24 protein-coding genes are annotated in these 26624 nt (G+C 70.5%); 17 read left to right on the forward strand and 7 right to left on the reverse strand.

Annotation, left to right across the window (positions count from 1 at the left end; all coding sequences use genetic code 11):
* Positions 1-52 precede the first annotated feature (52 nt).
* The 4 genes from ACFRMN_RS25690 to ACFRMN_RS25705 all read left to right on the forward strand — a co-directional run bounded on the left by ACFRMN_RS25690 (position 53) and on the right by ACFRMN_RS25705 (position 3199).
* Positions 53-1168, forward strand: coding sequence for an FAD-dependent oxidoreductase (locus ACFRMN_RS25690; protein WP_383023195.1), 1116 nt, complete (start codon positions 53-55; stop codon positions 1166-1168).
* Positions 1169-1524: 356 nt separating this feature from the next.
* The gene (locus ACFRMN_RS25695) at positions 1525-2052 is read left to right on the forward strand and encodes a helix-turn-helix domain-containing protein (protein WP_383023196.1); all 528 of its coding nucleotides are present in this window, start codon (positions 1525-1527) and stop codon (positions 2050-2052) included.
* An 18-nt stretch (positions 2053-2070) separates the two neighbouring features.
* Positions 2071-2733, forward strand: coding sequence for a hypothetical protein (locus tag ACFRMN_RS25700; protein ID WP_383023198.1), 663 nt, complete (start codon positions 2071-2073; stop codon positions 2731-2733).
* A gap of 124 nt (positions 2734-2857) precedes the next feature.
* Positions 2858-3199 (forward strand): DUF2516 family protein, encoded by a 342-nt coding sequence (locus ACFRMN_RS25705; RefSeq protein ID WP_383023200.1) that lies wholly within the window; start codon positions 2858-2860, stop codon positions 3197-3199.
* Between the two features lie 124 nt (positions 3200-3323).
* Here the strand turns inward: ACFRMN_RS25705 and ACFRMN_RS25710 are convergent, their stop codons facing one another.
* From ACFRMN_RS25710 to ACFRMN_RS25720, 3 genes are all read right to left on the reverse strand, one after another.
* Positions 3324-4589, reverse strand: coding sequence for a PP2C family protein-serine/threonine phosphatase (locus ACFRMN_RS25710; protein WP_383023202.1), 1266 nt, complete (start codon positions 4587-4589; stop codon positions 3324-3326).
* Between the two features lie 343 nt (positions 4590-4932).
* A complete protein-coding gene (locus ACFRMN_RS25715; RefSeq protein ID WP_383023203.1) occupies positions 4933-6078 on the reverse strand; it encodes an NlpC/P60 family protein in 1146 nt (381 codons plus the stop codon).
* 228 nt (positions 6079-6306) lie between these two features.
* The gene (locus ACFRMN_RS25720) at positions 6307-7152 is read right to left on the reverse strand and encodes a class I SAM-dependent methyltransferase (RefSeq protein ID WP_383023205.1); all 846 of its coding nucleotides are present in this window, start codon (positions 7150-7152) and stop codon (positions 6307-6309) included.
* Between the two features lie 279 nt (positions 7153-7431).
* Between ACFRMN_RS25720 and mshA the strand changes: the two genes are divergently transcribed.
* From mshA to ACFRMN_RS25735, 3 genes are all read left to right on the forward strand, one after another.
* A complete protein-coding gene (mshA, locus tag ACFRMN_RS25725) occupies positions 7432-8778 on the forward strand; it encodes a D-inositol-3-phosphate glycosyltransferase (RefSeq protein WP_383023207.1) in 1347 nt (448 codons plus the stop codon).
* A gap of 158 nt (positions 8779-8936) precedes the next feature.
* The gene (locus tag ACFRMN_RS25730; protein ID WP_383023209.1) at positions 8937-9476 is read left to right on the forward strand and encodes a YbjN domain-containing protein; all 540 of its coding nucleotides are present in this window, start codon (positions 8937-8939) and stop codon (positions 9474-9476) included.
* Positions 9477-9633: 157 nt separating this feature from the next.
* A complete protein-coding gene (locus ACFRMN_RS25735) occupies positions 9634-11322 on the forward strand; it encodes a glycosyl hydrolase family 28-related protein (protein WP_383023336.1) in 1689 nt (562 codons plus the stop codon).
* 107 nt (positions 11323-11429) lie between these two features.
* Here the strand turns inward: ACFRMN_RS25735 and ACFRMN_RS25740 are convergent, their stop codons facing one another.
* Positions 11430-12713 (reverse strand): MDR family MFS transporter, encoded by a 1284-nt coding sequence (locus ACFRMN_RS25740; RefSeq protein WP_383023211.1) that lies wholly within the window; start codon positions 12711-12713, stop codon positions 11430-11432.
* 155 nt (positions 12714-12868) lie between these two features.
* On the opposite strand from ACFRMN_RS25740, the gene ACFRMN_RS25745 reads away from it, so the two are divergent.
* Positions 12869-13630: a phosphoglyceromutase gene (locus ACFRMN_RS25745; protein ID WP_383023213.1), complete on the forward strand. Its 762-nt coding sequence runs from the start codon at positions 12869-12871 to the stop codon at positions 13628-13630.
* Positions 13631-14120: 490 nt separating this feature from the next.
* Here ACFRMN_RS25745 and phoU read toward each other — a convergent pair whose 3' ends face one another.
* A complete protein-coding gene (gene phoU, locus ACFRMN_RS25750) occupies positions 14121-14801 on the reverse strand; it encodes a phosphate signaling complex protein PhoU (protein WP_030353390.1) in 681 nt (226 codons plus the stop codon).
* A gap of 206 nt (positions 14802-15007) precedes the next feature.
* Between phoU and ACFRMN_RS25755 the strand changes: the two genes are divergently transcribed.
* Together ACFRMN_RS25755 and ACFRMN_RS25760 are read left to right on the forward strand one after the other, a co-directional pair.
* Positions 15008-16270: a sensor histidine kinase gene (locus tag ACFRMN_RS25755; RefSeq protein WP_383023214.1), complete on the forward strand. Its 1263-nt coding sequence runs from the start codon at positions 15008-15010 to the stop codon at positions 16268-16270.
* The gene (locus ACFRMN_RS25760; protein WP_030353388.1) at positions 16267-16947 is read left to right on the forward strand and encodes a response regulator transcription factor; all 681 of its coding nucleotides are present in this window, start codon (positions 16267-16269) and stop codon (positions 16945-16947) included. Before ACFRMN_RS25755 ends, ACFRMN_RS25760 begins: the two co-directional genes overlap by 4 nt.
* Positions 16948-17034: 87 nt before the next feature.
* Here ACFRMN_RS25760 and ACFRMN_RS25765 read toward each other — a convergent pair whose 3' ends face one another.
* Positions 17035-17742 (reverse strand): DUF461 domain-containing protein, encoded by a 708-nt coding sequence (locus ACFRMN_RS25765; protein WP_383023216.1) that lies wholly within the window; start codon positions 17740-17742, stop codon positions 17035-17037.
* A 692-nt stretch (positions 17743-18434) separates the two neighbouring features.
* Here ACFRMN_RS25765 and ACFRMN_RS25770 point away from each other — a divergent pair.
* From ACFRMN_RS25770 to ACFRMN_RS25800, 7 genes are all read left to right on the forward strand, one after another.
* Entirely contained in the window at positions 18435-18917 is a 483-nt protein-coding gene (locus tag ACFRMN_RS25770) for a CarD family transcriptional regulator (protein ID WP_003953493.1), read from the forward strand.
* 320 nt (positions 18918-19237) lie between these two features.
* Entirely contained in the window at positions 19238-19984 is a 747-nt protein-coding gene (gene ispD, locus ACFRMN_RS25775; protein WP_383023218.1) for a 2-C-methyl-D-erythritol 4-phosphate cytidylyltransferase, read from the forward strand.
* The gene (ispF, locus tag ACFRMN_RS25780; protein WP_383023219.1) at positions 19974-20483 is read left to right on the forward strand and encodes a 2-C-methyl-D-erythritol 2,4-cyclodiphosphate synthase; all 510 of its coding nucleotides are present in this window, start codon (positions 19974-19976) and stop codon (positions 20481-20483) included. Before ispD ends, ispF begins: the two co-directional genes overlap by 11 nt.
* A gap of 163 nt (positions 20484-20646) precedes the next feature.
* On the forward strand, positions 20647-21051 hold the full coding sequence (locus tag ACFRMN_RS25785; protein WP_383023221.1) for a PPOX class F420-dependent oxidoreductase: 405 nt from the start codon (positions 20647-20649) through the stop codon (positions 21049-21051).
* 88 nt (positions 21052-21139) lie between these two features.
* Complete coding sequence (gene cysS, locus ACFRMN_RS25790; protein WP_383023223.1) at positions 21140-22540, forward strand: cysteine--tRNA ligase; 1401 nt, start codon at positions 21140-21142, stop codon at positions 22538-22540.
* A gap of 139 nt (positions 22541-22679) precedes the next feature.
* Positions 22680-23630 carry a 23S rRNA (guanosine(2251)-2'-O)-methyltransferase RlmB gene (rlmB, locus tag ACFRMN_RS25795; protein ID WP_383023225.1) on the forward strand — a complete coding sequence of 317 codons (951 nt, stop codon included), beginning with the start codon at positions 22680-22682 and terminating at the stop codon, positions 23628-23630.
* 129 nt (positions 23631-23759) lie between these two features.
* Positions 23760-25601, forward strand: coding sequence for a DoxX family protein (locus ACFRMN_RS25800; RefSeq protein WP_383023226.1), 1842 nt, complete (start codon positions 23760-23762; stop codon positions 25599-25601).
* A gap of 181 nt (positions 25602-25782) precedes the next feature.
* Here the strand turns inward: ACFRMN_RS25800 and ACFRMN_RS25805 are convergent, their stop codons facing one another.
* Complete coding sequence (locus tag ACFRMN_RS25805) at positions 25783-26586, reverse strand: NDP-sugar synthase (protein WP_383023228.1); 804 nt, start codon at positions 26584-26586, stop codon at positions 25783-25785.
* Positions 26587-26624 lie beyond the last annotated feature (38 nt).

Here is a 26624-nt window from a genome sequence, read left to right on the forward strand (position 1 = left end):
CCCACACCGTACCGTTGCGATGCGCCGTATACGAGCAATACAGTGTATCGGTATGAGACATCGCATCGCAGTGGTCGGGAGCGGTCCTGCCGGCCTTACCTTCGCCCGCGTCCTGCACCGCCACGGTCACCCCGTCACCATCCTCGAACGCGATGCCGCCCCCGACGCCCGCCCCCCGGGCGGCACGCTGGACCTGCACGAAGGGCTGGGCCAGCTCGCGCTGGACAAGGCGGGGCTGCTGGCGGAGTTCCAGGCGCTGTCTCGCCCCGAGGGACAGGCCATGCGCATCCTGGACGCGGACGGGACCGTCCTGCGCGACTGGCGACCCCGTCCAGATGACCGGGCCAATCCCGAGATCGACCGCGGGCAACTCCGTGATCTGCTGCTCGGCGCTCTCGACGTCCAGTGGGGTCGGGACGTGACGCAGGTGGTGCCGGGGACCCGGGATGGCGTACTGGTTCATTTCGCGGACGGGCGGCAGGAGGCGTTCGACCTCGTGGTCGGCGCGGACGGCGCCTGGTCCCGGATCCGCCCGGCAGTCTCGTCGGTGACGCCGCACTACACCGGCGTCACCTTGGTCGAGACCTCCCTGGACGACGTCGACACCCGCCACCCTGACCTCGCCCGGTTGATCGGCGACGGTTCCGTGGCTGTGTACGGCGTGAACCGAGCTCTCGTCGCCCAGCGCAACAGCGGCGGCCACGTCAAGGTGTACGCCCAGTTCCGCGCGCCGCTGGAGCACACGAACCTGGACCTGGCCGACACCGAGGCCATGCGATCGAGCCTGCTGACTCTGTTCGACGGCTGGGCCGCTCCCGTCCTCGACCTCCTCCGCCACGGCACCGCGTTCGTCCATCGCCCCCTCTACGTCCTGCCCGTGTCCCACACCTGGACCCACGTCCCCGGGGTGACGCTACTCGGCGACGCCGCCCACCTGATGCCCCCCTTGGGGGCGGGCGCGAACCTCGCGATGCTGGAAGGCGCCGAACTCGCCGAGTCCATCGCCGCCGGCCCTGAAGACCTGGACGAGACCGTCCGCGCCTTCGAGAAACAGATGTGGGCACGGGCCGGCAGGTGGGCGAAGATCACGACGGCCGGTCTGGAACGCCTCGTGAGCCCGGACCCCGCCGAAGCCCTGGCCCTCTTCGACGAAGTCCAGCCATCCTGACCGCCAGGCGCGAGAACACCAGCACCAACAGCTCGCCGTGGCTTCACGAGACAGCGCGGCACTGCCGCAGTCCCTTCCGGCAAAACCATTCGTTAGACGAACGCACGGACGCCTGCACCGAGCGCAACCCTCAACCCGCTACCGCCACTGGTCCGATCCTCCTCGCGGGACGGTGAAGCAACTCGCTGCGCAGGTCGTCCGGGACCCGTTCACTTCACACTGCAGACTCGGCGGGAAACCGCAGATAGACAGGGAACGGACAACTGATCCCCGACCACATCGGGTCGGGCTGTTGCGTGGAACACTTTTGCAAGCATGCGCTTGCAATAGTTAGCGGGGCGACGCAGGATGGCCGTATGGCATCACTCAACGTCGGCAATCTCGGTGAGTACTTGCGCGAGCAGCGGCGTAACGCGCAGCTGTCGCTGCGGCAGCTCGCCGATGCCGCCGGGGTGTCCAATCCGTATCTGAGCCAGATCGAGCGCGGGCTGCGCAAGCCGAGCGCGGACATTCTGCAGCAGCTGGCCAAGGCGCTGCGGATCTCCGCCGAGACGCTGTATGTGCAGGCCGGGATGTTGGACGAGCGGGAGCGGGAGGAGCTGGAGACGCGTGCTGTCATCCTCGCCGACCCCTCGATAAACGAACGTCAGAAGCAGGTGCTTCTTCAGATCTACGAGTCGTTCCGCAAGGAGAACGCGCTCGACACGGAGAGTACGGAGAGCACGGAGGACACGGAAGCCGCGGAGAACACGGGGACCGCCGGACGGGCGGCCGGTGCCGACGCCCGAGGCACCGGTGGTTCCGGAGGCTCCCGGGGCTCCCGGGGCTCCTCCGGCGGTTCCGGTACGACAGACGGCAGTGCTGCCACCCCACCCTCAAACTGATCCGGGAGGACCACAGTCATGGCCATCACCGATGACCTGCGTAAGACCCTCACCGACCCGACGCCCCTCTACTTCGCGGCCGGTACCGCCGATATCGCCGTCGAGCAGGCCAAGAAGGTGCCCGGTCTGATCGAGCAGCTGCGGGCCGAGGCCCCCGGGCGGTTCGAGGCCGTGCGGAACTCCGACCCCAAGGCCGTCCAGGAGAAGGTCTCCGTCCAGGCCAAGGAGGCCCAGGCGACCGTTCAGGCCAAGGTCACCGAAGTGTTCGGCTCGCTCGACACCGATCTGAAGAAGCTGGGCGAGACCGCTCAGGACCTGGCGCTGCGGAGCGTGGGCATGGCCGCGGAGTACGCGGTGAAGGCACGCGAGACGTACGAGAAGGTCGCCGAGCGCGGCGAGCAGACCGTACGCGCCTGGCGCGGTGAGGCCGCGGACGAGATCACCGAGATCGCCGTCGCCGTCGAGCCCGAGCCGACGCCGAGGACGGCCCCGAGGCCCGCTCCGAAGACGGAGACGAAGGCGCAGACCAGGAGCGCCGTCAAGCCCGTGGTCAAGCCCGCCTCCAGGCCCGCCGTCAAGCCCGCGCAGAAGGCCGAGCCCAAGACCGCGGCCGCGGCCGCGAAGAAGATCACCCCGCGCAAAACGACGGCGAAGAAGTCCACCCCGCCGGCCGGCAAGTAACCGACCGCGAACCGCACACCCGCGACGGAGGCGGGCCGGGCACCTCGGGGGTGTCCGGCCCGTTATCCAGGTACCTTGGCGTACGGGCCGCGACGTCTCCTCCACCCCTTAGGCGGTGCTCCGCATGTTGCTCGAAGGATTCGGCACACTTCTCTGGCTGCTCAATCTGGCAATGCTCGTCCTGGCAGTCATCGCGCTGTTCCTCTCCGCCACGGCTCGTGAGGACGCCTATCGCGCGGCGGACAAGCAGACGAAGAAGTTCTGGCTGATCATTCTCGGTGTCACGGTCGCCGTGAACCTCTTCGTACCGATGCTGTTCCTCCAGATCGCCGGGCTCGTCGCCACGATCGTCTTCATGGTCGACGTACGGCCGGCCGTCCACGCGATCTCCGGTGGCGGCGGTGGACGCAGTGGCGGCGGTTCCAGCAGTGACGGTCCTTACGGCCCCTACAACGGCGGCCGCTGAGCAAGCGGCGATCAAGCAAGCGGCGGTCAGGCACCGGCGATCAAGCAAGCTGCGATCAGGCAAGCGGGAATCAGGTACGCCGGAATCAGGCACGCGGCTCAGGTGGTACGCGCCGGTACGCGGATCAGATGCGCGCGGGTGGCCGCGCGCCGCCCCGGCCGAGCAGCAGGACCGCCACGTCGTCCGTCAGCTCCCCGCCGTTCAGTTCGCGTGCCCGGGCGACCGCCGCCTCCAGCAGGTCGTCGCCGCTCAGGCCCTCGGCCAGCTGGCGGCTGACCATCTCCACCAGGCCCTCCTGGCCGAGACGCTGCTTCGCGTCGGGGCCGACCCGGCCCTCGATCAGCCCGTCCGTGTACATCATCAGACTCCACGACCCGCCCAGCTCGACCTGCCGGCGCGGCCAGCGTGCGCGCGGCAGCAGCCCCAGGGCCGGGCCGCCCTCCTCGTGCGGGAGCAGCTGCGCCGCCCGCCCCCGGCGGGTGATCAGCGGTGACGGATGACCCGCCAGGCAGAGGCCCGCCCGTCGGCCGTCCGGTGCGATGTCGACCGTGCAGAGCGTCGCGAAGATCTCCTCGCTCTCCCGCTCGTGCTCCAGGACCTGCTGGAGCGTGGAGAGCAGCTGGTCGCCGCAGAGCCCCGCCAGCGTCAGCGCCCGCCACGCGATCCGCAGCTCCACGCCGAGCGCCGCCTCGTCGGGGCCATGGCCGCAGACGTCGCCGATCATCGCGTGCACCGTGCCGTCAGGCGTACGGACCGTGTCGTAGAAGTCCCCGCCCAGCAGGGCCCTGGAGCGGCCGGGCCGGTAGCGGGCGGCGAAGCTCAGTTCCGAGCCCTGGAGCAGGGGAGTGGGCAGCAGTCCGCGCTCCAGCCGGGCGTTCTCCTGCGCGCGCAGCCGGGACTCGGTCAGCTGGCGCTGCGCGACATCCGCGCGCTTGCGCTCGACGGCGTACCGGATGGCGCGGCTCAGCAGCCGGCCGTCCAGCTCGTCGCGGAACAGATAGTCCTGGGCGCCGACCCGTACCGCCGCGGCGGCTCGCTCGGCGTCGCCCTCCGCCGCCAGCGCGAGTACGGCATGGCGCGGTGCGAGCCGCAGGACGTCCTTCAGCGGGGCCAGCTCGTCGCTGTCGTCCCTCCCCGGAAGGGCGAGGTCCACCAGGATGCAGTGGATGTCGTCGGTGAGCAGCCGCTCGGCCTCGGTGAGGTTGCGGGCGGTACGGATACGCAGGCGCGCGCCGGTCCCCTCCGGCAGCTCCGGCGCGGTGAAGATGCCGGCCGGGTCGTCCTCGATGACCAGCAGGACGAGGTCACCGCCCTGGGCGGTCTCCGCGGCGGGCTGCCTCTCCACTGTTGAACCTGTGCGCTGCCGCGGAACGGGTACGGGTACGGGCATCGGTCTGGGATTCCTTTCCCTCCCCCCGAGGGCGCGGGCGGGGCGACGATCGACGCCTCACCAGACGGGGACCATAGCGTTAGCCGCCGCCCCAGCGGAATGGCGTACGGGGGAAGAGCCGATGTCATATGCCGCTTCCCGTCACGCATCCGGCGCGATCGGGCGCCCCGCGGCCATGACAAACATCACGTACGACTGCTCCGGCTCACTTCCCATGCGGGACGGTGTGTGTCGGGACGGTGCGTGCCGGGTCGGTGTGTGTCGGGACGGTGTGTGTCGGGTCGGTGTGTCCCTACGAGGCCGGTCGGTGTGTCCGTACGAGGCCGGTCGGTATGGATCGCCCTTATTTGTCCGGGCGTACGACCCCGAGGATCCGCATCGAGCCCGCCCCCGCCAGCGTCACGTTCCGTCCAGGACGGGGCGAGTGCACGATCGCGCCGTCCCCGATGTACATCCCGACATGGCTCGCGTCCTGGTGGTAAATGATCAGGTCGCCGGGGCGCATGTCCTTGATGTCGATCCTGGGCAGCAGCCGCCACTGCTCCTGCGAGGTGCGCGGGATGGGCCGCCCCGCCGCCGCCCACGCCCGCGAGGTGAGCCCCGAGCAGTCGTACGAGTCCGGTCCCTCCGCGCCCCAGACGTACGGCTTGCCGATCTGCTCCGTCGCGAACGTGATCGCCTTCTTGCCCCGCGCGCTCGACGAGCGGTTGATGTCCTTCAGCGCGCCGGAACCGAGCCAGGTCGTCTGCGCCTTTTGCGCCGCTTCGCTCTCCAGCCGCGCCAGCCGCGCCCGCTCCTCCTTCTCCAGGCTCGCTTCGAGCTTCTCGGCGGCGGCGATCCGCTGCGTGATCTCCTTCTTCGCCTTCTCCTTCTTGACGCGGCCGGCCTCCAGCCGCTGCCACTGCGTGGAGGCGTCGGTGGTGTACGTCTTCAGGTCTTCCTGCGCCCGGGAGAGCTCGGCGATGAGATCGTGGGTGGCCTTCTGGCCCTGCTGTATTCGTCCCACCGCGTCCAGGAAGAGCTGCGGATCGTCGGTGAGCACCAGCTGGGCCTCGGGCGGCAGCCCGCCGCCCCGGTACTGCGCGCGGGCGGCGGCGCCCGCGCGCTTCTTCAGCTCGTCGATCCGCAACTGGCCGGTGACGATGTCCTCCGCCAGCTCGATGACCTCGGCCGACTGCTTCTTGGTCTCTTCCTCGGCGAGGTTGTACGCGTCGGTGGCGGACGCGGCCTTCTGGTAAAGGGCCTCGATCTCCTCGCGGATGTCTTCGAGGGACTTCTTGCCCGAGCCGGTCGTGGTGCCGGGGGCGGCCGACGACGAGGCGCCGGGCGGGAGTTCGACCGGTGGCGGTGCGACGGCCGACGCTGACGATCCGGGGGTGGGCGGCGGGCCGGGGGCCGCGTACGCCCCGTTCATCAGGGCCGGCGACGCCAGTACGGCGAGCGCGCAGACCACGGTGATCGCGGCAGCGGCACTGCGACGTCGGTTCACCAAGCTCCCCCTCCGAGCCAACACCACTGGATGACACGACAGAACCGGACGACACGACAGACACGAATCTGACGTATCGTCAACAAACGCTTCTCACGCCGCGATCGTGTCATGCCCTCGGCCAAAGGGACAGAGGGGTTTGGCATCTCACAGGTAGCACCCCAGGAGCCACCTCGGGAAGCACTCGCCCCAGTGAGGACGAACGGGCAGCCGCCCGCGTTCCCGCGGTCAGCCTCCGCCGCCCGGCCCGGCGCCGGTGCTCCCCGTACCCGAACCGGGCGCGAGCGCCGACCAGTTCACCGTCACCTCGCCCTGCCGCCGTCTGCGCGGATCGTCCGCGAGCGGCCAGTCGGCCGCCAGATCCCGTACGGCCCTGATCCACCGCTGCCGCGCGCCCAGCGAGGCGTACGGCGCCGCCGCGGCCCACGCCCGGTCGAAATCGCGCAGGAACGCGTGGACGGGCTCGCCCGGCACATTCCGGTGGATCAGCGCCTTCGGCAGCCGCTCGGCCAGATCGGACGGCCGGTCCAGCGAGCCGAGCCGGGTCGCGAACGTCACCGTCCGGGGCCCCTCGGGGCCGAGCGCGACCCACACATGCCGCCGGCCGATCTCGTCGCACGTCCCCTCGACCAGCAGTCCGCCGGGCGCGAGCCGGGCGCACAGCCGCGCCCAGACCGCGGCGACCTCGTCCTCGTCGTACTGCCGCAGCACATTGGCCGCGCGGATGAGCACCGGCCGTACGCCCCCGGGGAGCGGGATCTCGAAGCCGCCGTGCCGGAACCGGAGCCCGTCGCGCTCGTACGGGCGCGCGGCGGCGACCCGGGCCGGATCGATCTCGACGCCGACGACCTCGGTACGCGGCTCCGCCGTACGCAGCCGCCGCAGCAGCTCGACCGCCGTCCAGGGGGCCGCGCCGTACCCCAGATCCACCACGACCGGGTCCGCCGAGCGGCGCAGCGCCGGGCCGTGCGTGGCGGTGATCCAGCGGTCCATGCGGCGCAGCCGGTTCTGGTGGGTGGTGCCGCGGGTCACCGTGCCCACCGGGCGGGGAGAACGGGAGGTCGCGGGCGCCATGGGAACGAGCGTAACGACACCGGGTGGCCGAGCGGCCCGGCGAGGGGTGCGCGAGACGAGGGGCGGACGAAGGCGGCGGGCGAGGGCGGAGAACGAGGGCGGAGGGGGGCGAAAGGGGGCGAAGGCGGGCAGAACGAGGGCGGAGGACGGTTGAGCTGCCGCCGGTAATGATTTGGCAAAACGGAAATGCGGGAGGGGATTCCGCTGTTGTCAGCCTCGGAGGGCCCGCAACCCTCTCTTCGCCGTGCCCCGAATTCTCCGCGCGAGAGGACCGTAGACGTGAGCCAGTACGTGTCCCGTATCGCAGGCACGTTCGTGGGACCGCCCCGTCTCAGGCTCCCCGGCCAGCACCGCCGGCCACGCCGGATCGCCATGCTCAGCGTCCACACCTCCCCGCTGCACCAGCCGGGGACGGGCGACGCGGGCGGCATGAACGTCTATATCGTCGAGCTGGCGAAGCGGCTGGCCGCCATCGACATCGAGGTGGAGATCTTCACGCGCGCCACGACCGGCGGCCTGGACCCGGCGGTCGAGCTGGCGCCCGGAGTGCTCGTACGGCATGTGGACGCCGGCCCGTACGAGGGCCTGGCCAAGGAAGAGCTGCCCGCGCAGCTCTGCGCCTTCACGCACGGGGTGATGCAGGCGTGGGCCGGCCAGCGCCCCGGCTACTACGACCTGGTCCACTCCCACTACTGGCTGTCCGGCCATGTCGGCTGGCTCGCCTCCGAGCGGTGGGGCGTCCCGCTCGTCCACGCGATGCACACCATGGCGAAGGTGAAGAACGCCGCGCTCGCGGAGGGCGACCGGCCCGAGCCCACGGCCCGGGTCATCGGCGAGACGCAGATCGTGCGCGCCGCCGACCGGCTGATCGCCAATACGGACGAGGAGGCCGCCGAGCTCGTCCGCTTCTACGAAGCGGATCCGGCCAAGGCCGCCGTCGTCCACCCCGGGGTGAATCTGGAGTGTTTCTGTCCGGCCGACGGCCGCGCCGCCGCGCGGGCCCGGCTGGGGCTTCCGCAGGACGCCTTCATCCCGCTCTTCGCGGGCCGTATCCAGCCGCTGAAGGCCCCTGACGTGCTGCTGCGCGCCGTGGCCGTACTCCTGGAACAGGATCCCTCGCTGCGCCGAAAGCTGGTCGTGCCGGTCGTCGGCGGCCCGAGCGGCAGCGGACTGGCGAAGCCGGAAGGGCTCCAGAAGCTCGCCGCGCGGCTCGGGATCGCCGATGTCGTACGGTTCCGGCCGCCGGTGGGCCAGACCCGGCTGGCGGACTGGTTCCGGGCAGCGTCCGTACTGGTCATGCCCTCGTACAGCGAGTCCTTCGGCCTGGTCGCCATAGAGGCCCAGGCGGCGGGCACTCCGGTGGTGGCGGCGGCCGTGGGCGGGCTGCCGGTGGCGGTACGGGACGGGTCGACCGGTTTTCTGGTCCGGGACCGTGAGCCGGCGGCCTACGCGCGGGCGCTGCGCGAGTTCCTCGACCACCCGGAGCTGGTGGACCGGATGGGCGCGGCGGCCGCGCGCCATGCCCAGTCCTTCGGCTGGGACACGGCGGCGTCGACGACGGCTGATGTCTACACGGCCGCGGTGCACGACCACCGGCGGCAGCACGGACGCGCGCACCACGGCTGACGTACGGGGACGGGACGGCCGAGCGCGCCGCTCGGATACGCCCTACGCCCCCTGCGGCCCTTACGCCCTACACCCCTACGCCTTACGCCCTTACGCCCCACGCCTCCACCGGCGTCGTCCGGCCCACGTGCCGATCACCGCTGACGTACGCTCGCTCCATGGCCGACGGACAGCAGACCTCCCGGGAATCCTCGCCGGCGGCGCGAGCCGCGCGGGTCATCGAGCAGACGCTGAAGGGCGCCGAGCTGGGGTGGGAGAGCCCGGAGCCCGGCTCATACGTCGTCACCCTCCCCGGCACCCGCAAGCTCTCCACGACCTGCTCCCTGCGCGTCGGCCGGCACGCGCTGTCCCTCAACGCCTTTGTGATCCGGCACCCCGACGAGAACGCGGAGGGTGTTCACCGCTGGCTGCTTGAGCGCAACCTCAGGCTGTACGGGGTGGGTTACGCGGTCGACGGGCTCGGGGACATCTATCTGACGGGCAAACTCCCGCTGACCGCCGTCACCGAGGACGAGATCGACCGGCTGCTCGGCTCGGTGCTCGAAGCGGCGGACGGTTCGTTCAACACCCTGCTGGAGCTGGGGTTCGCGAGTGCGATCCGCAAGGAGTACGCGTGGCGGGTGTCCCGGGGGGAGTCCACCCGGAACCTGGACGCGTTCGCCCATCTGACCCAGGCCCCGTCCGGCCCGTCCCTCTAACCCGACCCGTCCGAATCGCCCCGCCTGCCCGTCCGGCCCGAAATTCCGCTGAACGACTCGGCGTTCGACATCTTCCCGGGCGCCCAAGGCCATGGCATGCTCACCTCCAGACGTGCACCTGAACATCGTTCACATACATGGAGGCGAGATCATGTCGATGGAGCCCCGACGCCAACGTGCCCTCGGCAGACGGACGGTGCTCGGCGCCGCGGTCGCCGTCGCCGCCACGGCCGGAGCGATGGCCGCCGGACTCCCGGGAACCGCCGCCGCCGGTGAGCGCAGGCCGCCGCGGACGTCCCCGCTCTGGCGCGAGTTCGCCGAGTCGCCGTACACGCACCCGCAGATCCCGTACGTAGGCCGCGCGGGGCAGCGCGCCGGTGCGCGAAGCCTTCCCCGGTACCGGGTCGTGGCCGACGTCCGCGCGTACGGCGCCAAGGGCGACGGCTCCGTGGACGACGCCCCCGCCATCAACCGTGCCCTCGCCGCTGCCGCTGAGCGTGGCGGGGGCACGGTCTCCATCCCGCCCGGCACCTACCGGATCGACGACGTGATCCGGATCGCGCACAGCGGCGTCGTCCTGCGCGGCGCGGGCAGCGACCGTACGAAGCTGTACGCCACCCGGAATCTGACCGAGGTGATCGGCCCCTACGGCAGCCGTTACGGCGGCGACAAATCCAGCTGGTCCTGGGCCGGCGGCCTCATCTGGCTCTGCCCGCAGGACCGTTGGGACACCCTCACCACCGCCATCAAGGCGCGCGAGTGGCCCTTCGAGGGCTGGACGGGCAACGCGCGCGACGAGTGGACCACCCTCACCGCCGTCGCCCCCGGCGCCCGGGGCGACCGGTCCGTGACCGTCCGGGACGCCTCGAAGCTCAGGCGCGGACAGCTCGTCCTGCTCCAGCTCGCCGATGACGCGGACCACACCCTTCTGAAGCACATGGCGGGTGGTGGCCCCGGCACCGAGGCGTACGACTGGGCCGCCATGACCAAGCTGACGTCGTACGCACCGTACGAGTGGCCCGTACGCATCACCGCCGTACGCGGTCGCGAGGTCACCCTGGAACGGCCGCTTCCGCTGGACGTACGCCCGGAGTGGGACCCGAAGTTCACCACCTCGGTCATCCCGCTGACCGGGTCCGGTGTCGAGGGGCTGACCCTGGAGGCCGTCGAGACACCCCAGTCCCCGCACCTCCTCGACAAGGGCTACAACGGGGTCGCGTTCCAGTGCGCGTACGACTGCTGGGCCGAGGATGTCGTCGTACGCCATGTCGACAACGGCTTCGGCCTGATCGGCGCCTCCGCCTGCACCCTGCGCCGTACCCGGGTCGCGGGCCGGGGCTCGCACCACCCGTACTACTGCCGCGAGGGCTCGCACGACAATCTGATCGAGGACTTCGTGATCGAGCGGCGTACGGTCCCGACGCCGGCGGGCACGCAACTGCACGGCATCAATGTCGAGGGGCTGTCCAGCTACAACGTCTGGTCGCGCGGGCGGATGGAGATGGGCACGTTCGACACGCACCGGGGGATGCCCTTCGCCAACGTACGGACCGAGATCACGGTCAGCAACGACGGCCGGCACGGCGGCGACGCGATCGCGGGGCCGCTGTACGGGGCGCGGTTCGCGCACTGGAACGTCACCGTCACCAATGAGCGCGCGGGGCTGATCAAGATCGACGAGATCGCTCCGTACAGCGTTACGGCGGGGATCAGTGAGGTGCGGGAGTTCGACCAGATCGATGTGCCGGACTTCCAGGGCGAGTTGCACACGCGACTGGAGGCGTACGGCGCTCCCGGGGACGTCCGGCCGCGCAATCTCTACGAGGCACAGCGCGAGCTGCGCTGACGCCGTCCTCCCCGTTCGGCTCTCGCGCGGCCGGAGAAGGTCCTGATACGGCGACGGTGTGACGGGCGGAGCACCGTCGCTCAGGACGACGGGCGAAACACCGTCGCTCAGGGCCGGGACAAGCCCCGCATCAGCAGCCAGTACCCCGCCCCCGCCAGCGTCCCCAGGACCGCGCACGCGCCCCAGAGCCACGCGGCGCCGAAGCGGTCGATCACAACACCCGACATCAGCGGGGCCACCAGGGCCGCCACCGACCAGGACATGGTGTACATGCCCTGATAGCGCCCCCGCCCGTGGACCGGCGAGAGCCGTACCACCAGTCCCGTCTGGGTGGGGGCGTTGACTATCTCGGACAGGGTCCACACGCAGACCGTCAGCGCGTAGACCGCGATCGACCCGGCGAACGCCGTCAGGCCGAAGCCGTACCCCGCGAGCAGCGACGAGACGATCAGCAGCCGGCGCGGGTCGCGGTGCTGGATGAAGCGGGTGACCGGGATCTGCATGACCACGATCAGGACGCCGTTGACCGCGATGGCGAAGCCGTAGTCGGCGCTGGTGAACCCGTCCGCTCCCATCGCCACCGGCAGCCCGACGTAAGCCTGCTGGAAGATCAGCGACACGACGAAGGACAGCGTCACGACGCTCATGAAGCGGCCGTCCCGCAGGACCGTCCCCATCCCGGTCTTCATCCCGGTCTTCGCCTCGGGCGCCGCTTCCGCGCCGTCGCTCTTCCCGGCGGTGACGCGCGCCGGAGCCCCGGCCGGCCCCCGTTCCGGCCGGGACTCAGGCAGTTTCAGGAAGATCAGTACGGCGCAGGCGAGCGTCATCGCGGCCTCGCCCAGGAATCCGGCGAGATAGCTGTATTGCGCGATGAACCCCGCGCCCGCCGACGAGATCGCGAAGCCCAGGTTGATCGCCCAGTAGTTCAGCGAGAACGCCCGCACCCGGTCCTCGGGCTTCACGATGTCCGCCATCATCGCCTGCACGGCGGGGCGCGACGCGCTGGAGGCCATGCCGACCAGGAACGCCACGGCGGCGATCGCGACCGGCTCCCGCATGAAGCCGAGCAGCGCGACGGACGCGGCCGTGGACGACTGCGCGATCAGCAGCGTGGGCCGCCGGCCGAGCCGGTCGGTCATCACCCCCGCGACCAGCGACGAGATGACCCCGCCGAGCCCGTGCAGCGAGGCCACCACACCCGCGTACGAGGCGGAATAGCCCTGGTCCAGGGTGAGATAGAGCGCCATGAAGGTGGCGACGAAAGCGCCCAGCCGGTTCACCAGCGTGCTGGTCCACAGCCACCAGAACTCCCGGGGCAGCCCCGAGACGGTCTCCCTCACAGCGCGTCTCAGACCGGCGGCCGACGCGGCGGCCGAGGTGGCGACGGACATGCGGAATCCCCCCGGAAACAGCGGTGGCGGCCGGACGGCCTGGTAAGTGGCCGAACGGCCATGGGCAACTTACGTACCGCGGCTCCAGAACCGCCAGTCAATTGATGGCAGACGTCAATCGAAACCCGTTCGGAGGGTCCACTAGGCTTTGGCTCATGGCCGACGCACCGTACAAGCTGATCCTCCTCCGCCACGGCGAGAGCGAGTGGAACGCCAAGAACCTGTTCACCGGCTGGGTGGACGTCAACCTCACCGACAAGGGCGAGAAGGAAGCGGTCCGCGGCGGTGAGCTGCTCAAGGACGCCGGCCTGCTGCCCGACGTACTGCACACCTCCCTCCAGAAGCGCGCCATCCGCACCGCGCAGCTCGCGCTGGAGGCCGCGGACCGCCACTGGATCCCCGTCCAGCGCTCCTGGCGGCTGAACGAGCGCCACTACGGCGCGCTCCAGGGCAAGGACAAGGCCCAGACGCTCGCCGAGTTCGGCGAGGAGCAGTTCATGCTGTGGCGCCGCTCGTACGACACCCCGCCGCCGGCCCTGGAGGACGGCACGGAGTTCTCGCAGAGCGACGACCCGCGCTACGCCACGATCCCGAGCGAGCTGCGTCCGCGCACCGAGTGCCTGAAGGACGTCGTCGAGCGGATGCTGCCGTACTGGTACGACGCGATCGTCCCGGACCTGATGACCGGCCGTACGGTCCTGATCGCCGCCCACGGCAACAGCCTGCGCGCCCTGGTCAAGCACCTGGACGGGGTCTCGGACGCCGACATCGCGGGCCTGAACATCCCGACCGGTATCCCGCTCGTCTACGAACTGGACGCCGACTTCCACCCGGTCACGCCGGGCGGCACGTACCTGGACGCGGACGCGGCGGCCGCCGCGATCGAGGCCGTGAAGAACCAGGGCAAGAAGAAGTAGCCCGCCCCGCCCCGCGCACCCCGCCCGCCCCGCGCACCCGCGAATACCGCGCGAAAGAGCCCCGTCCGGCAGTGCGATGCGACGCGCTGCCGGTCGGGGCTCCTCGGTTAACCGCGGCCGCCGTCAGACAGGGCCTAACCGCAGCCGCCGCCGCACTGGCAGGAGCCGCCCGACTGGCAGCCGCAGCCGCAGCCCGAGCCGCAGCCGCATGCGCCGAGGACGGGCAGACGGATCACTGAGGCAGGGGCCGCGGGGGCTTCCTGCTGGGGGACGTGGGTAGGGGAATCGGCCATGGGATCCTCCTCGAAGGCGTGCCTGGATGGCGCCTGAGCCCATTGCATGCCCAGGGGGGCGGGCGCATCAACGGCGCATGCGCGCAGGCACCGCCATGCGCTCCTTCGCGCCGTTCCTCAGTCCCGCGCGCCGCTCAGTGCTTCCGGCGCCGATTTCCCGCCCCCCTCCTGCCCGCGAAGATCCGCCGGGCGGGGCCTTACGCCCCTTCGACCGGGGTGTCCACCGGCTGGATCTCATCCGCGTGCTCGCCCGTCACCAGGAAGACGACCCGCTTGGCGACCGCCACCGCGTGGTCCGCGAACCGCTCGTAGTAGCGGCCCAGCAGCGTCACGTCCACCGCCGTCTCGATGCCGTGCTTCCAGCGGTCGTCCATCAGGTGCTGGAAGAGCGTGCGGTGCAGCAGGTCCATCTCGTCGTCGTCCTGCTCCAGCTGGAGCGCCAGCTCGACGTCCTTGGTGATGATCACCTCGGCGGCCTTCGCCATCAGGCGCTGCGCCAGCTGACCCATCTCCAGGATCGTCGCGTGCAGATCGTGCGGCACGGGCGAGACCGGGAAGCGGAGCCTGGCCAGCTTGGCGACATGCTGCGCCAGGTCGCCGGAGCGCTCCAGGTCGGCGCTCATCCGCAGCGAGGTGACCACGATCCGCAGATCGGTCGCGACGGGCTGCTGCCGTGCCAGCAGCGCGATAGCCCTGGCCTCCAGGTCGTGCTGCAGGTCGTCGACCCGCTGATCGGCGGCGATCACGCTCTCGGCGAGCTTGAGATCCGCGTCCAGCATGGCCGTGGTGGCCCGCCCGATGGCGGAACCGACCAGCCGGGCCATTTCGACCAGATCCTCGCCTATCGAGTCCAGTTCCTCGTGGTACGCGTCCCGCATGGGGTTGTCCCTCTCTTCACGTTCCTGCCCGGGGCCGGAGGCCGGGGGCTGTGCCCCCACGCTCCCACGTTCTGTCCACTACGCGTCGGGCTCCTCCCTCCCAAATGAACCGGCACTTTCTCCTCGGTGAACTCTGGGCGACGAGTGTCGCAGGAGACACTCCGATGGCTGGGAGAGTGTCCGTGACCGCGCATAACCTGGGATACATGGACGTGAACGCGGCGGTCGCCGCATTGGCAGCGATCGCCGGGGTGTGCACCGGCGTGATCGCCATGCTGGCGTTTCGCTGGAGCGAACGCGACCAGGCAAGACCCACACGTACCTCCCTGCACACGGATGCCGTACTGCCCCCGGGCGTCGACACCGTACTGTCCGTGCTCCGTTCCTCCGCGGTCGTTCTCGACGAGAGCGACTCCGTGGTCAAGGCCAGCTCCGCGGCGTATGCGCTGGGCCTGGTCAGGGGCGGCAAACTCGCTGTCGAACCGATGCTGCACATGGCACGCGACACCCGGCGCGACGGCGAGATAAGACAGGTGGAGCTGGATCTCCCCCGGCGCGGTACGGGCCGGGGGGAGGCCCTGGCGGTCTCCGCCCGGGTCGCTCCGCTCGGCTCCCGCCTCGTCCTGCTTCTGGTCGAGGACCTCACAGAAGCCCGCCGCATCGAAGCGGTACGGCGCGACTTCGTGGCGAATGTCAGCCATGAGCTCAAGACCCCCACCGGCGCGCTCTCCCTGCTCTCCGAGGCCGTGATGGACGCCTCGGACGACCCCGAAGCGGTCACCCGCTTCGCCGGCCGCATGCAGATAGAGGCGACCCGGCTCACCAATCTCGTACAGGAACTCATCGACCTCTCGCGGGTGCAGAACGACGACCCGCTGGAGGACTCGGAGTCCGTACGGGTGGACGAACTGGTCGCCGAGGCCATCGACAGGTCCCGGCAGCCCGCGTCCACCAAGCAGATCACCATGGCCTCGGGCGGAACGGCCGATCTGCATGTATGGGGCAACCGCGGCCAGCTCGCCGCCGCTCTCGGCAATCTCGTCGAGAACGCCGTCAACTACTCCCCGGCCCGCACGCGCGTCGGTATCGCCGCGCACCGCGTCTCCGCCGCCGGCGGGGACCTGATCGAGATAGCCGTGACCGATCAGGGCATAGGCATCTCCGAGAAGGACCGCGAGCGGATCTTCGAACGCTTCTACCGCGTGGACCCGGCCCGCTCCCGAGCCACCGGCGGTACGGGGCTCGGCCTCGCCATCGTCAAGCACGTGGCCGCCTCGCACGGCGGGGAGGTCACCGTATGGAGCTCCGAAGGCCAGGGCTCCACCTTCACCCTGAGGCTGCCCGAGGCGGGCGCCGGACGGGACCGAACACCCACCGGCCCGGACGACGTCGACCGGCGCTACGACACAGACCCCAGCATCGAGCTGGATCCCCCGACCGTGATTCCTGCCCCGGAGGTCCTTCCGTGACCCGAGTGCTCGTCGTCGAGGATGAGGAATCCTTCAGCGACGCCCTTTCCTACATGCTCCGCAAGGAAGGCTTCGAGGTCGCCATCGCGACCACCGGGCCCGCGGGGCTCGACGAGTTCGAACGCAACGGCGCCGACCTCGTCCTGCTCGACCTCATGCTGCCCGGCCTGCCGGGTACCGAGGTCTGCCGCCAGCTGCGCGGCAAGTCCAATGTCCCGGTGATCATGGTGACCGCCAAGGACAGTGAAATCGACAAGGTCGTCGGCCTGGAGATAGGGGCTGACGACTATGTCACCAAGCCCTTCTCCTCGCGGGAGCTGGTCGCCCGTATCCGCGCGGTCCTGCGCCGTCGCGGTGAGCCGGAAGAGGTGACCCCGGCCGCCCTGGAGGCGGGTCCGGTCAGGATGGACGTGGACCGCCATGTCGTGACGGTCTCCGGCGGCAAGGTCGACCTGCCGCTGAAGGAGTTCGACCTGCTGGAGATGCTGCTCCGCAACGCGGGCCGGGTGCTGACCCGTATGCAGCTGATCGACCGGGTGTGGGGCGCGGACTACGTCGGCGACACCAAGACCCTGGACGTCCACGTCAAGCGGCTCCGCGCCAAGATCGAGCCCGACCCCGGTGCCCCGCGGTATCTGGTGACGGTCCGTGGCCTGGGCTACAAGTTCGAGCCGTAAACCGGCCCGATGGCCGTGTGACATGTGACGTGTGGCTGTGGCGCCCCGTCCGGATCCCGGGCGGGGCGCCACAGCCATGCCCATGCCTCAGCCCGTGGTCTCGTGCGAGGCGGACGCGGAGTCGGACGGTGTGTCGCCCGGCGTGTCCGACGCGGTGTCCGACGCCTCGCCCGACGGCGCCTCCGACAGGCCACCGCCACCGGGCCGGCCGCTCTCACCCTCGGCGCCCGCGGCGGGCGTCCCCGACGCGGATCCCGACGGCGTCCCGGACGGGGTCGGCAGCGTGCTCGGGCCCACGTCCTTGTAGAAGCTGTTCGCCGGCCAGACGAAGGCGCGCAGCCCCACGTCGCCGGTCTTGCTGAACGTGAAGACGACCTGCTGCGCGTCGCCGTTCTTCGCGGCCTCGTTGCCGTTCTCGATCACGGCGGAGGCGTTGCCCGCGCCACCGAGCTGGACGGAACCCAGGCCCGGCACGGTGATCGGGCCCGAACCCTTGGCCGGGGAGAGCTTCACCGTCGCGTTGGTGCCGGGCAGCTTGACCGAGTCGAGCGTCTGCGCGCTCCGGCCGTGGTTGAAGACCGTGCCGGTGACGACCGCCGGGCCCGTCGCGTCGGCCTCGGGCTGGGTGACCACCGTCGCGTTCTGGATGCTGATGGCGTCGACAGTGGTGGCGGCGTTGTCCGGCCTGACGCCGAGGGTCTGCGCGTTGTTGCCGGCACCGCACGCGGAGAGCGTGGCGAGCGAGAACACGAGGGCGGTAGCGGCGAGGGCGCCGCGTCGAAGGCTGCGGCTCACGGCGGCGGCAACTCCTAGGACGTACGGACGGAGGGGCTGAGGACGAGCTGACCAACCTGAGATCGGGCTAAAGGAGCGTCAGCGGCCCTCAGGTTACCGAGCCGTTGTCGCGGCCCCGCACCCGACCCGCCTCCGACCGGTTCCGACCGGCCTGACCGTGCCGGACGCCCCGGATCGCCCCGCGCCGATCACACCCTGATCAGGCTTCTGATCACGCCCCTGATCACACCCCCGATCAGGCACGCGATCGCGGTGTTTCGCACGCCGTTCACATAATGCCGGTGATCAATTTCTCCGGCCGCCACACATTCCTTACGAATACCGTGCGGTGGGGCCATGGTGATCAAATTCAGAATCCCTCGTACTTCCGCTGTACTGCCGTTGTACTTCCGTCGCACTTCCCCTCGTACGGGTGACCGACATCCGAACGGAGTACAGGAAGTCCGACCCCTAGAATCCGGCAAATCGGGACGTTCGGCCACTTCGGGAGGTGTTCCGCGGTGGGTGACGCGCGCGTTTCCGGGTGCCCGCGCAGCCGCTCCGACCTGCGAATACCCCCTTCCGGAACCCGCTCGCAGCACGTTCCTGGCGCTGTTGTCAAGCCCCGAGATGCGCCCTGACCTGCGAAAACGCCATTCAGAAGATGCCATTCTCGTGTTACCCTGGATAGCCACGGAAGGGGTACCTGTCACATGACGTTCAAGGTTGGCGACACCGTGGTCTATCCCCATCACGGGGCCGCGCTGATCGAGGCCATCGAAACTCGCCAGATCAAAGGCGTGGACAAGACCTACTTGGTGCTCAAGGTCGCCCAAGGCGACTTGACGGTGCGTGTACCGGCGGACAATGCGGAGTTCGTCGGCGTGCGCGATGTGGTCGGTCAGGACGGGCTGGACCGGGTCTTCGAGGTGCTCAGGGCACCGTACGCAGAGGAACCGACGAACTGGTCCCGTCGCTACAAGGCAAATCTCGAAAAGCTCGCCTCCGGCGATGTCATCAAGGTCGCCGAAGTCGTGCGCGACCTGTGGCGCCGGGAACGTGAGCGCGGACTCTCCGCAGGTGAGAAGCGCATGCTCGCCAAGGCGCGGCAGATTCTTGTCAGCGAGCTGGCTCTCGCGGAGAACACGAATGAAGACAAGGCCGAGGCTCTGCTCGACGAGGTCCTCGCGTCCTGAATATCTTGACGCAGTGAAGCACTAGCACTGAATGCCGTGGTGCCCGCTGACCAGCTATGAGGAAAAGGCTGCGTCGCCGGGCGCTGCGGCATGCCCGTATACCCGCATCCCGTCCGACATTCCGTATACATCCCCCGTACACATTCACTTGTCGTGATACTCGCGACACGCATGTGTCGTGTCGCGTCCTGTCCGCCCTCGCGGCCGGCGCGGTACGTCTCGACCCGGTGTCACGGAAGGGTCCGGTCAAGGCGTCGCGCCCGGCACGCTGTGGCCATACCCATGTCGGCCGAGGAAACAAACCTGCCGGAGTGCAACCGATGTCAGAGGAAGCCAGGCCCCACCGCACCGCCGCGGTGATCCCCGCCGCAGGCCGGGGCGTACGGCTCGGTCCCGGCGCCCCCAAGGCGCTCCGCACCCTGGGCGGCACACCGATGCTGATCCACGCCGTCCGCGCGATGGCCGCGTCCCGTGCCGTCTCGCTCGTCGTCGTGGTCGCGCCGCCCGAGGGCGCCTCCGAGGTGAAGAACCTCCTCGACGAACACGCGCTGCCCGAGCGCACGGACTATCTCGTCGTACCCGGCGGCGAGACCCGCCAGGAATCGGTACGGCTCGGTATCGAGGCCCTGCCCGACGGCATCACCGCGGTCCTGGTCCATGACGCGGCGCGCCCGCTCGTGCCCGTCGACACCGTGGACGCCGTGGTCGAGGCCGTACGCGACGGAGCGCCGGCCGTCGTGCCCGCGCTGCCGCTCGCGGACACCGTCAAACAGGTCGAGCCCCGGGGGAAGGGCGAGCCCGAGCCGGTCGTCGCCACCCCCGAGCGCGCGCTGCTGCGCGCCGTACAGACCCCGCAGGGCTTCGACCGCGGGACACTTCAGCGCGCCCACCGGAGCGAGACGGCGGTCGGCGAGGGCGCGACGGACTGCGCCGGTATGGTCGAGCGGCTCGGCGCGCCCGTGGTGGTCGTACCGGGACACGAGGAGGCGTTCAAGGTGACCCGGCCGCTGGATCTGGTGCTGGCCGAGGCGGTACTCGCCCGGAGGAGGGCCAACGATGGCTTCTGACAGCCGGCCGCCGGTGACCGCGGCGCTGCCGCGGGTCGGTATCGGCACCGACATCCACGCCTTCGAGGAGGGCCGCGAGCTGTGGTGCGCGGGCCTGCTCTGGGAGGGCGAGGGCCCCGGACTCGCCGGCCACTCCGACGCGGACGTCGTCGCGCACGCGGCCTGCAACGCGCTGTTCTCCGCCGCGGGCCTCGGCGATCTGGGGGCCCACTTCGGCACCGGCCGCCCCGAGTGGTCCGGCGCGTCCGGGATCACCCTCCTCACGGAGGCGGCCAGGATCGTCCGGGCCGGGGGCTTCACGATCGGCAATGTCGCCGTACAGGTCGTGGGCGTACGGCCGAAGATCGGCAAGCGGAGGGAAGAGGCCCAGAAGGTCCTCTCCGCGGCGGTCGGCGCACCCGTCGCGATCTCCGCCGCCACCTCCGACGGACTCGGCTTCACGGGCCGGGGCGAGGGGCTGGCCGCGATCGCCACGGCGCTGGTGGTACGGAACGGCTGACCGGCCGCGACAGACGCCCGTCAAGACGTCCGTCAAGACGCCCGCCGACCGATCGGCCTGAAATACCGGTCGGCGGGCGTGGGTTGAGGGAGCATCGACGCGTACGTGAACCGGCGTCCGCCCCTCCGGTTCACCCCCGTGTGCCAGACATCAGGAGGCAGTCATGTCAGCCGAACTCTCCGAAGGTCTCAAGCAGCTCCTCGACGCGCCGGTCTTCGTCAACATCGCCACCATCCAGCCCGACGGCAGCCCCCAGGTGTCGCCGGTCTGGGTGAAGCGCGACGGGAACGATGTGCTCATCTCGACGACCGTCGGCCGCCGCAAGGAGCTCAACCTGCGCCGCGACCCCCGGGTGACGGTGGTCGCGCAGCCCACCGACGCCCCGTACACGTACGCGGAGATCCGTGGCACCGCGAACCTCACCACCGAGGGCGGCCAGGAGCTGATCAACGAGCTGTCGCTCAAGTACACCGGCAAGCCGTACGCCGAGTTCAACCCGGCCTCGGCCGACGACGCCGAGCGCGTCGTCGTCCGTATCACCCCGCGTAAGGTCGTCGGCCGTATCTGACCCGGCCGAGGTCATAATTGTCACGCTTCGGTGTCCCCGTGGCCCAAAGGGTCGCGGGGCACTACCCCAGGCGCACTACCCTTGTCGCGTGACTATTCGGCTGTACGACACCGGTGCCCGGCAGATCCGTGACTTCACCCCGCTCACGCCGGGCTGTGTCTCGATCTACCTGTGTGGCGCCACCGTGCAGGCCGCCCCGCACATCGGGCACATCAGGTCGGGACTGAACTTCGACATCATGCGCCGCTGGTTCGAGTACCGCGGTTACGACGTGACGTTCATCCGCAACGTCACGGACATCGACGACAAGATCATCACCAAGTCGGCGGCCCAGGGCCGGCCGTGGTGGGCGATCGGCTACGAGAACGAGCGCGCCTTCAACGCGGGCTACGACGTCCTCGGCTGCCTGCCCCCCACCTACGAACCGCGCGCCACCGGCCACATCACCGAGATGATCGAGATGATGCGCGGCCTGATCGAACGCGGTCACGCGTACGAGGCCGACGGCAACGTCTACTTCGACGTCCGCTCCTTCCCCGGCTATCTGGAGCTGTCCAACCAGGACCTGGACGATCTGCGCCAGCCCTCCGGGGAGGGTGAGACCGGCAAGCGCGACCAGCGGGATTTCGCCATGTGGAAGGCCGCCAAGCCCGGCGAGCCGTCCTGGGAGACCCCCTGGGGACGAGGCAGGCCCGGCTGGCACCTGGAGTGCTCGGCGATGGCCCACAAGTACCTGGGCTCCGTCTTCGACATCCACGGCGGCGGCATCGACCTGATCTTCCCGCACCACGAGAACGAGATCGCGCAGGCCAAGGCGTACGGCGACGAGTTCGCCAAGTACTGGGTGCACAACGCCTGGGTCACCATGAGCGGCGAGAAGATGTCCAAGTCGCTCGGCAACTCGGTGCTGGTCTCCGAGATGGTCAAGCACTGGCGTCCGATCGTGCTGCGCTACTACCTCGGCACCCCGCACTACCGCTCGATGATCGAGTACAGCGAGGAGGCCCTGCGCGAGGCCGAGTCCGCCTTCGCGCGCATCGAGGGCTTCGTCCAGAGGGTCGTGGAGAAGGCCGGGGGAGTGGTGGAGCCGGCCGGCGAGGTGCCGCCCGCCTTCGCCGAGGCCATGGACGACGACCTCGGTGTCCCGCAGGCGCTGGCGATCGTCCACACCACCGTCAGGCAGGGCAACTCCGCGCTGGCCGCCGACGACAAGGAAGCGGCCGTCGCCCGGCTCGCCGAGGTACGCGCCATGCTCGGCGTCCTCGGTCTCGACCCGCTCGACCCGCACTGGGCCGGCGAGACGGACCGTGGCGAGGATCTGCACGGTGTCGTGGACACGCTCGTACGGCTCGTACTGGAACAGCGCGAGGCGGCGCGCGGCCGCAAGGACTGGGCCTCCGCCGACGCCATCCGGGACCAGCTCCAGCAGACCGGACTCGTCATCGAGGACGGCCCTTCGGGGCCACGCTGGACGCTCGGACCGCGCTGACCTGGGCATATGTGCCGCCCGGTCCTCCGGGCGGCACAGTTGCGTACGCTGACGCGTAAAACTTGACGTCGCGCACGCACGTCCGAAGCACGTCCGAATCACCTCTGAAGCACCTCTGAAGCAACGAAACAGGTAGGTCATGGCCGGGAACAGCCAGCGCAGGAACCGCCGCACGTCCAACAAGAAGGGCGCGCAGGTCGGCAGCGGTGGCAAGCGACGCCGCGGGCTTGAGGGCAAGGGCCCGACTCCCCCCGCGTCCGCGCGCAAGGGCCATGTCCAGAACCGCGCCGCCAACGCCAAGGCCAAGCAGACCGCCCGCCGCCAGGTCGCCCGTCGCGGCGGCAAGGGCACCAGCGAGATGGTCGTCGGCCGCAACCCCGTCTTCGAGGCGCTGCGCGACGGCGTGCCCGCCTCGATGCTCTACGTACAGCAGTTCATCGACAACGACGAGCGCGTCCGCGAGGCGCTCCAGCTCGCGGCCGACCGCGGCGGCATCCACCTGATGGAGGCCCCCAAGCCCGAGCTGGACCGGATGACGAACGGCCTGAACCACCAGGGCCTCGTCCTCCAGGTCCCGCCGTACGAGTACGCCCACCCCGACGACCTCGCGGCGGCGGCCTTCGACGACGGCGAGGACCCGCTGATCGTCGCGCTCGACGGGGTCACCGACCCGCGCAACCTCGGCGCGGTCGTCCGGTCCGTCTCCGCCTTCGGCGGGCACGGCGTCGTCGTACCGGAGCGGCGCGCCGCCGGAATGACGGCCGGTGCCTGGAAGTCGTCGGCCGGTACGGCGGCCCGCACGCCGGTCGCCCGCTGCACCAACCTGACCCGCACGCTGGAGGCGTACAAGAAGGCGGGCCTGACCGTCGTCGGCCTCGCGGCGGACGGCGAGGCCGAGGTCGGTGACCTCGAAGCCCTCGGCGGTCCCGTCGTGATCGTCGTCGGCAGCGAGGGCAAGGGACTGTCCCGGCTCGTCGGCGAGACCTGCGACTTCCGGCTCCGGATCCCGATGCCGGGCGGCGCCGAGTCGCTGAACGCCGGGGTCGCAGCGGGAGTGGTGCTGTACGAGGCGTCGCGCCGCCGGTCCTGAGGTTTCCCGTTCCGAGAGCCGCCCGAGGGCTCCCGAGGGAGCCTGAACGGGCCTCCGTAGTGATCTTGACGGGTCTCGGACATTTCCCGCGCGTCAAGGCAGTGTCCTAAACACAAGTCACTCGGTTAGATGAGTGTGGACACCAGAACGCCCCGGCCCGGGTTCGACGATCAGCCCCCGCTGAGCATGCTCAAAGTGGACTGCGACCCCGCGCAGGTCATCGTGAACCACGCCAGCTTCCGGGTGAAGCTCGCAACGCCCCAGCGCCCCGGCGCCGCGCGCGCCGCGGCCGCGGACACCGCGCGTATCCCCGCCATGAGCGGCGGGGGCGGCGGGGGCGGTGGGGGAGCAGCGCGCCGCAGAGCGCCCGTCGTCTGGAGCGGAAAGTCCGAACCGGGGGACCCCGGAGCCAGCGGACTCCTCCAGGCCGTACGGAACTCCTCCGCCCGGCCGGCGCGCGGTGCGTACAGCGACACGCCCGGCCTGCCAGAAGTACCCGGAAGGGGGTACGACACCGGCGCCACCCAGGTCATCCCGCGCATCGACGCCGAAGGCGAGACGACGGTACCGACGCCGGTCGTCGGCGGCTCCCGTGTCGGCGTACCGGCTCCGTCCGGTGCCCCCCGCACCACCGCCACACCACTGCTGCCGCCCATGCGGCAGGCGGTCGGCGCGTACGACACGGCCTACGACTCCGATTCGCGCCACGACTCCCGCCACGACACCCGCTACGACTCCCGCTACGACACCCGTCATGACTCCGGCTACGACTCCGGATACGGGGCGCCGGACGAGGAACCGTACGAGCTCGGGTCCGACCCCGACGAGCGGGACCGCTCCCTTCGGCACGGCGCGGAGAGCACGCGCGCCACCGACGCGGGCGTACGGCACGCGTACTACCCCGGCCGTCGGATGAACCTCGGTGTGGTGCTGCTCCCGCTCCGCGTCTTCCTCGGCTTCATCTCGATCTACGCAGGCATGGGCAAGCTCTGCGACCCCGTCTACTTCGACGGCGGCGAGCGCGGCTCGATGGTGAAGTGGCTCAACTCCCTGCGGCCCTGGGCCCTCGCCGAACCGCTGCGGGACTTCGCGCTCTCCCACCCCGTCGGCGCGGGCCTCAGTGTCGCCTTCCTCCAGATCGTGGTCGGCGTACTGACGGTCCTCGGCCTCTGGCAGCGGGTCGCCGCCTGCGTCGGGGCGCTGCTCTCGGCGGCGCTGCTGCTCACCGTCAGCTGGCGGACCGTCCCGGCGTACGACGCGCCCGACATCATCTACCTCGCCGCCTGGTCCCCGCTGATCATCGCGGGCGCCCCCGTCTACTCCATGGACGGGCGGCTCGCGGGCGAGGCATGGCGCAGGCTCGGGCCGCGCTCGGAGATCTGGGACCTGCGGCGCCGGGTGCTGCGCCGGGGCGCGGTCGTGGCGACCGTCGTCATCGGTCTCACGCTGCTGGTCGGCTCGGTCCTGGGCGGAGCCGTACGTTCCGCCGAGATGGTGACCGTGCCGGGACCCAATGTGGACCCGGTCAACCAGCTGCCGGGTGTCCCGCTGCCGCAGAAGCGCGGCGGAGGTACGAGCAGCGCGTCCGGCACGCCCGACAGCGGGGGCGCCAAGGGCGGTAAGTCGTCCGAGCCGTCCGCGAGCCGTTCGGGCAGCCCCACCGCCCCGCAGACCGCGCCCGGCAGCGACGGACAGGTCCGCGAGAGCGGCGGCGCCGCGACGAGTACGGGACGGACGCAGCAGCCTCCCAGCCAGACGCAGGGCACGGTCCAGCAGGCCCCGAGGACGGCGGAGCAGGCCCCGCCGCCGTCCAGCAGCCAGGGACCGTCCTCCACCGGCGGCACGGGCGGCGACGGAAGCGGCGGAGGCAGCGGCAGTGGCAGCGGCAGCGGCGGGGACGGGGGATCCGGCACCGGTGGCTCGTCCTCGGGCGGCGACAACCGCAATCCGATCGGCGGCCTGCTCGGCTGACACCGTAGCCGTACGACCATATGACCGACCATATGACCGACCGTACGACCGACCGTACGACCGACCGTACGACCGACCGTACGACCGACCGTACGGAGACGACTGAGAGCGGAACCGAGGGACTGAGGGGCGGCCACCCGAGTTGGGGTGGCCGCCCCTCAGCGGTCGCTCAGGAGGGCCGTCAGCGCCCTACGGGGCTCCCGGAGCCGCCGGGATGCCCGGGAAGGTGCTCGACGCCCGGGACAGGGCTCACGGGGCTCACGGGGCGCCCGGGGCCGCCGGACGCGAGCTCCTTGGCCGCCTCCGTGAGGTCCTTCGCGGTGTCGATGGCCCGCCAGTACGCCCCGTTCGGCAGCGGATAGCCCGCCAGCCGACGCTGCCGCGCCAGCCGGGGGAAGGTGGTCCGCTCGTGATCGCCCCGGTCGGGCAGCAACTCCGCGAAGCCCGCCGAGAACACGTACACCCCCGCGTTGATCAGATACGGCGACGGCGGCGACTCGATGAAGTCGAGGACATGACCGAACTCGTCCGTCTCGACGGCCCCCCACGGGATCCGCGGCCGGGCGAGGGCGAGCGTCGCGGTCGCGTCGCGCTCGGTGTGGAACGCGGCCATCTCGCGCAGCGAGAAACGTGTCCAGATGTCGCCATTGGTGGCGTACCAGGGCTGATCGGGGGCGGGCAGACGCGCGGCGGCGTACTTGAGGCCGCCGCCGCGCCCCAGCGGCTCGGGCTCCACCACGGTGGTGACACGCAGCGGAAGATCCGCCGAGTCCAGCCACTCCTGGAGGACTTCGGCGAGATGGCCGCACGAGATGACGACATCGGTCACGCCCTCGGCGGCGAGCCAGGAAAGCTGATGGCCGATGATCGGGGTCCCCGTTCCGGGGATCTCGACCATCGGCTTGGGCCGGTCATCGGTGTACGGGCGCAGCCGCGACCCCTGGCCGCCCGCGAGAATCACGGCCTGCGTCGGATACGTATGCATGCCGTGAACGATAGGCGGGCCGGACAGGGAGCCGGCGG

Source organism: Streptomyces sp. NPDC056835, assembly GCF_042789485.1.
GTDB lineage: Bacteria > Actinomycetota > Actinomycetes > Streptomycetales > Streptomycetaceae > Streptomyces.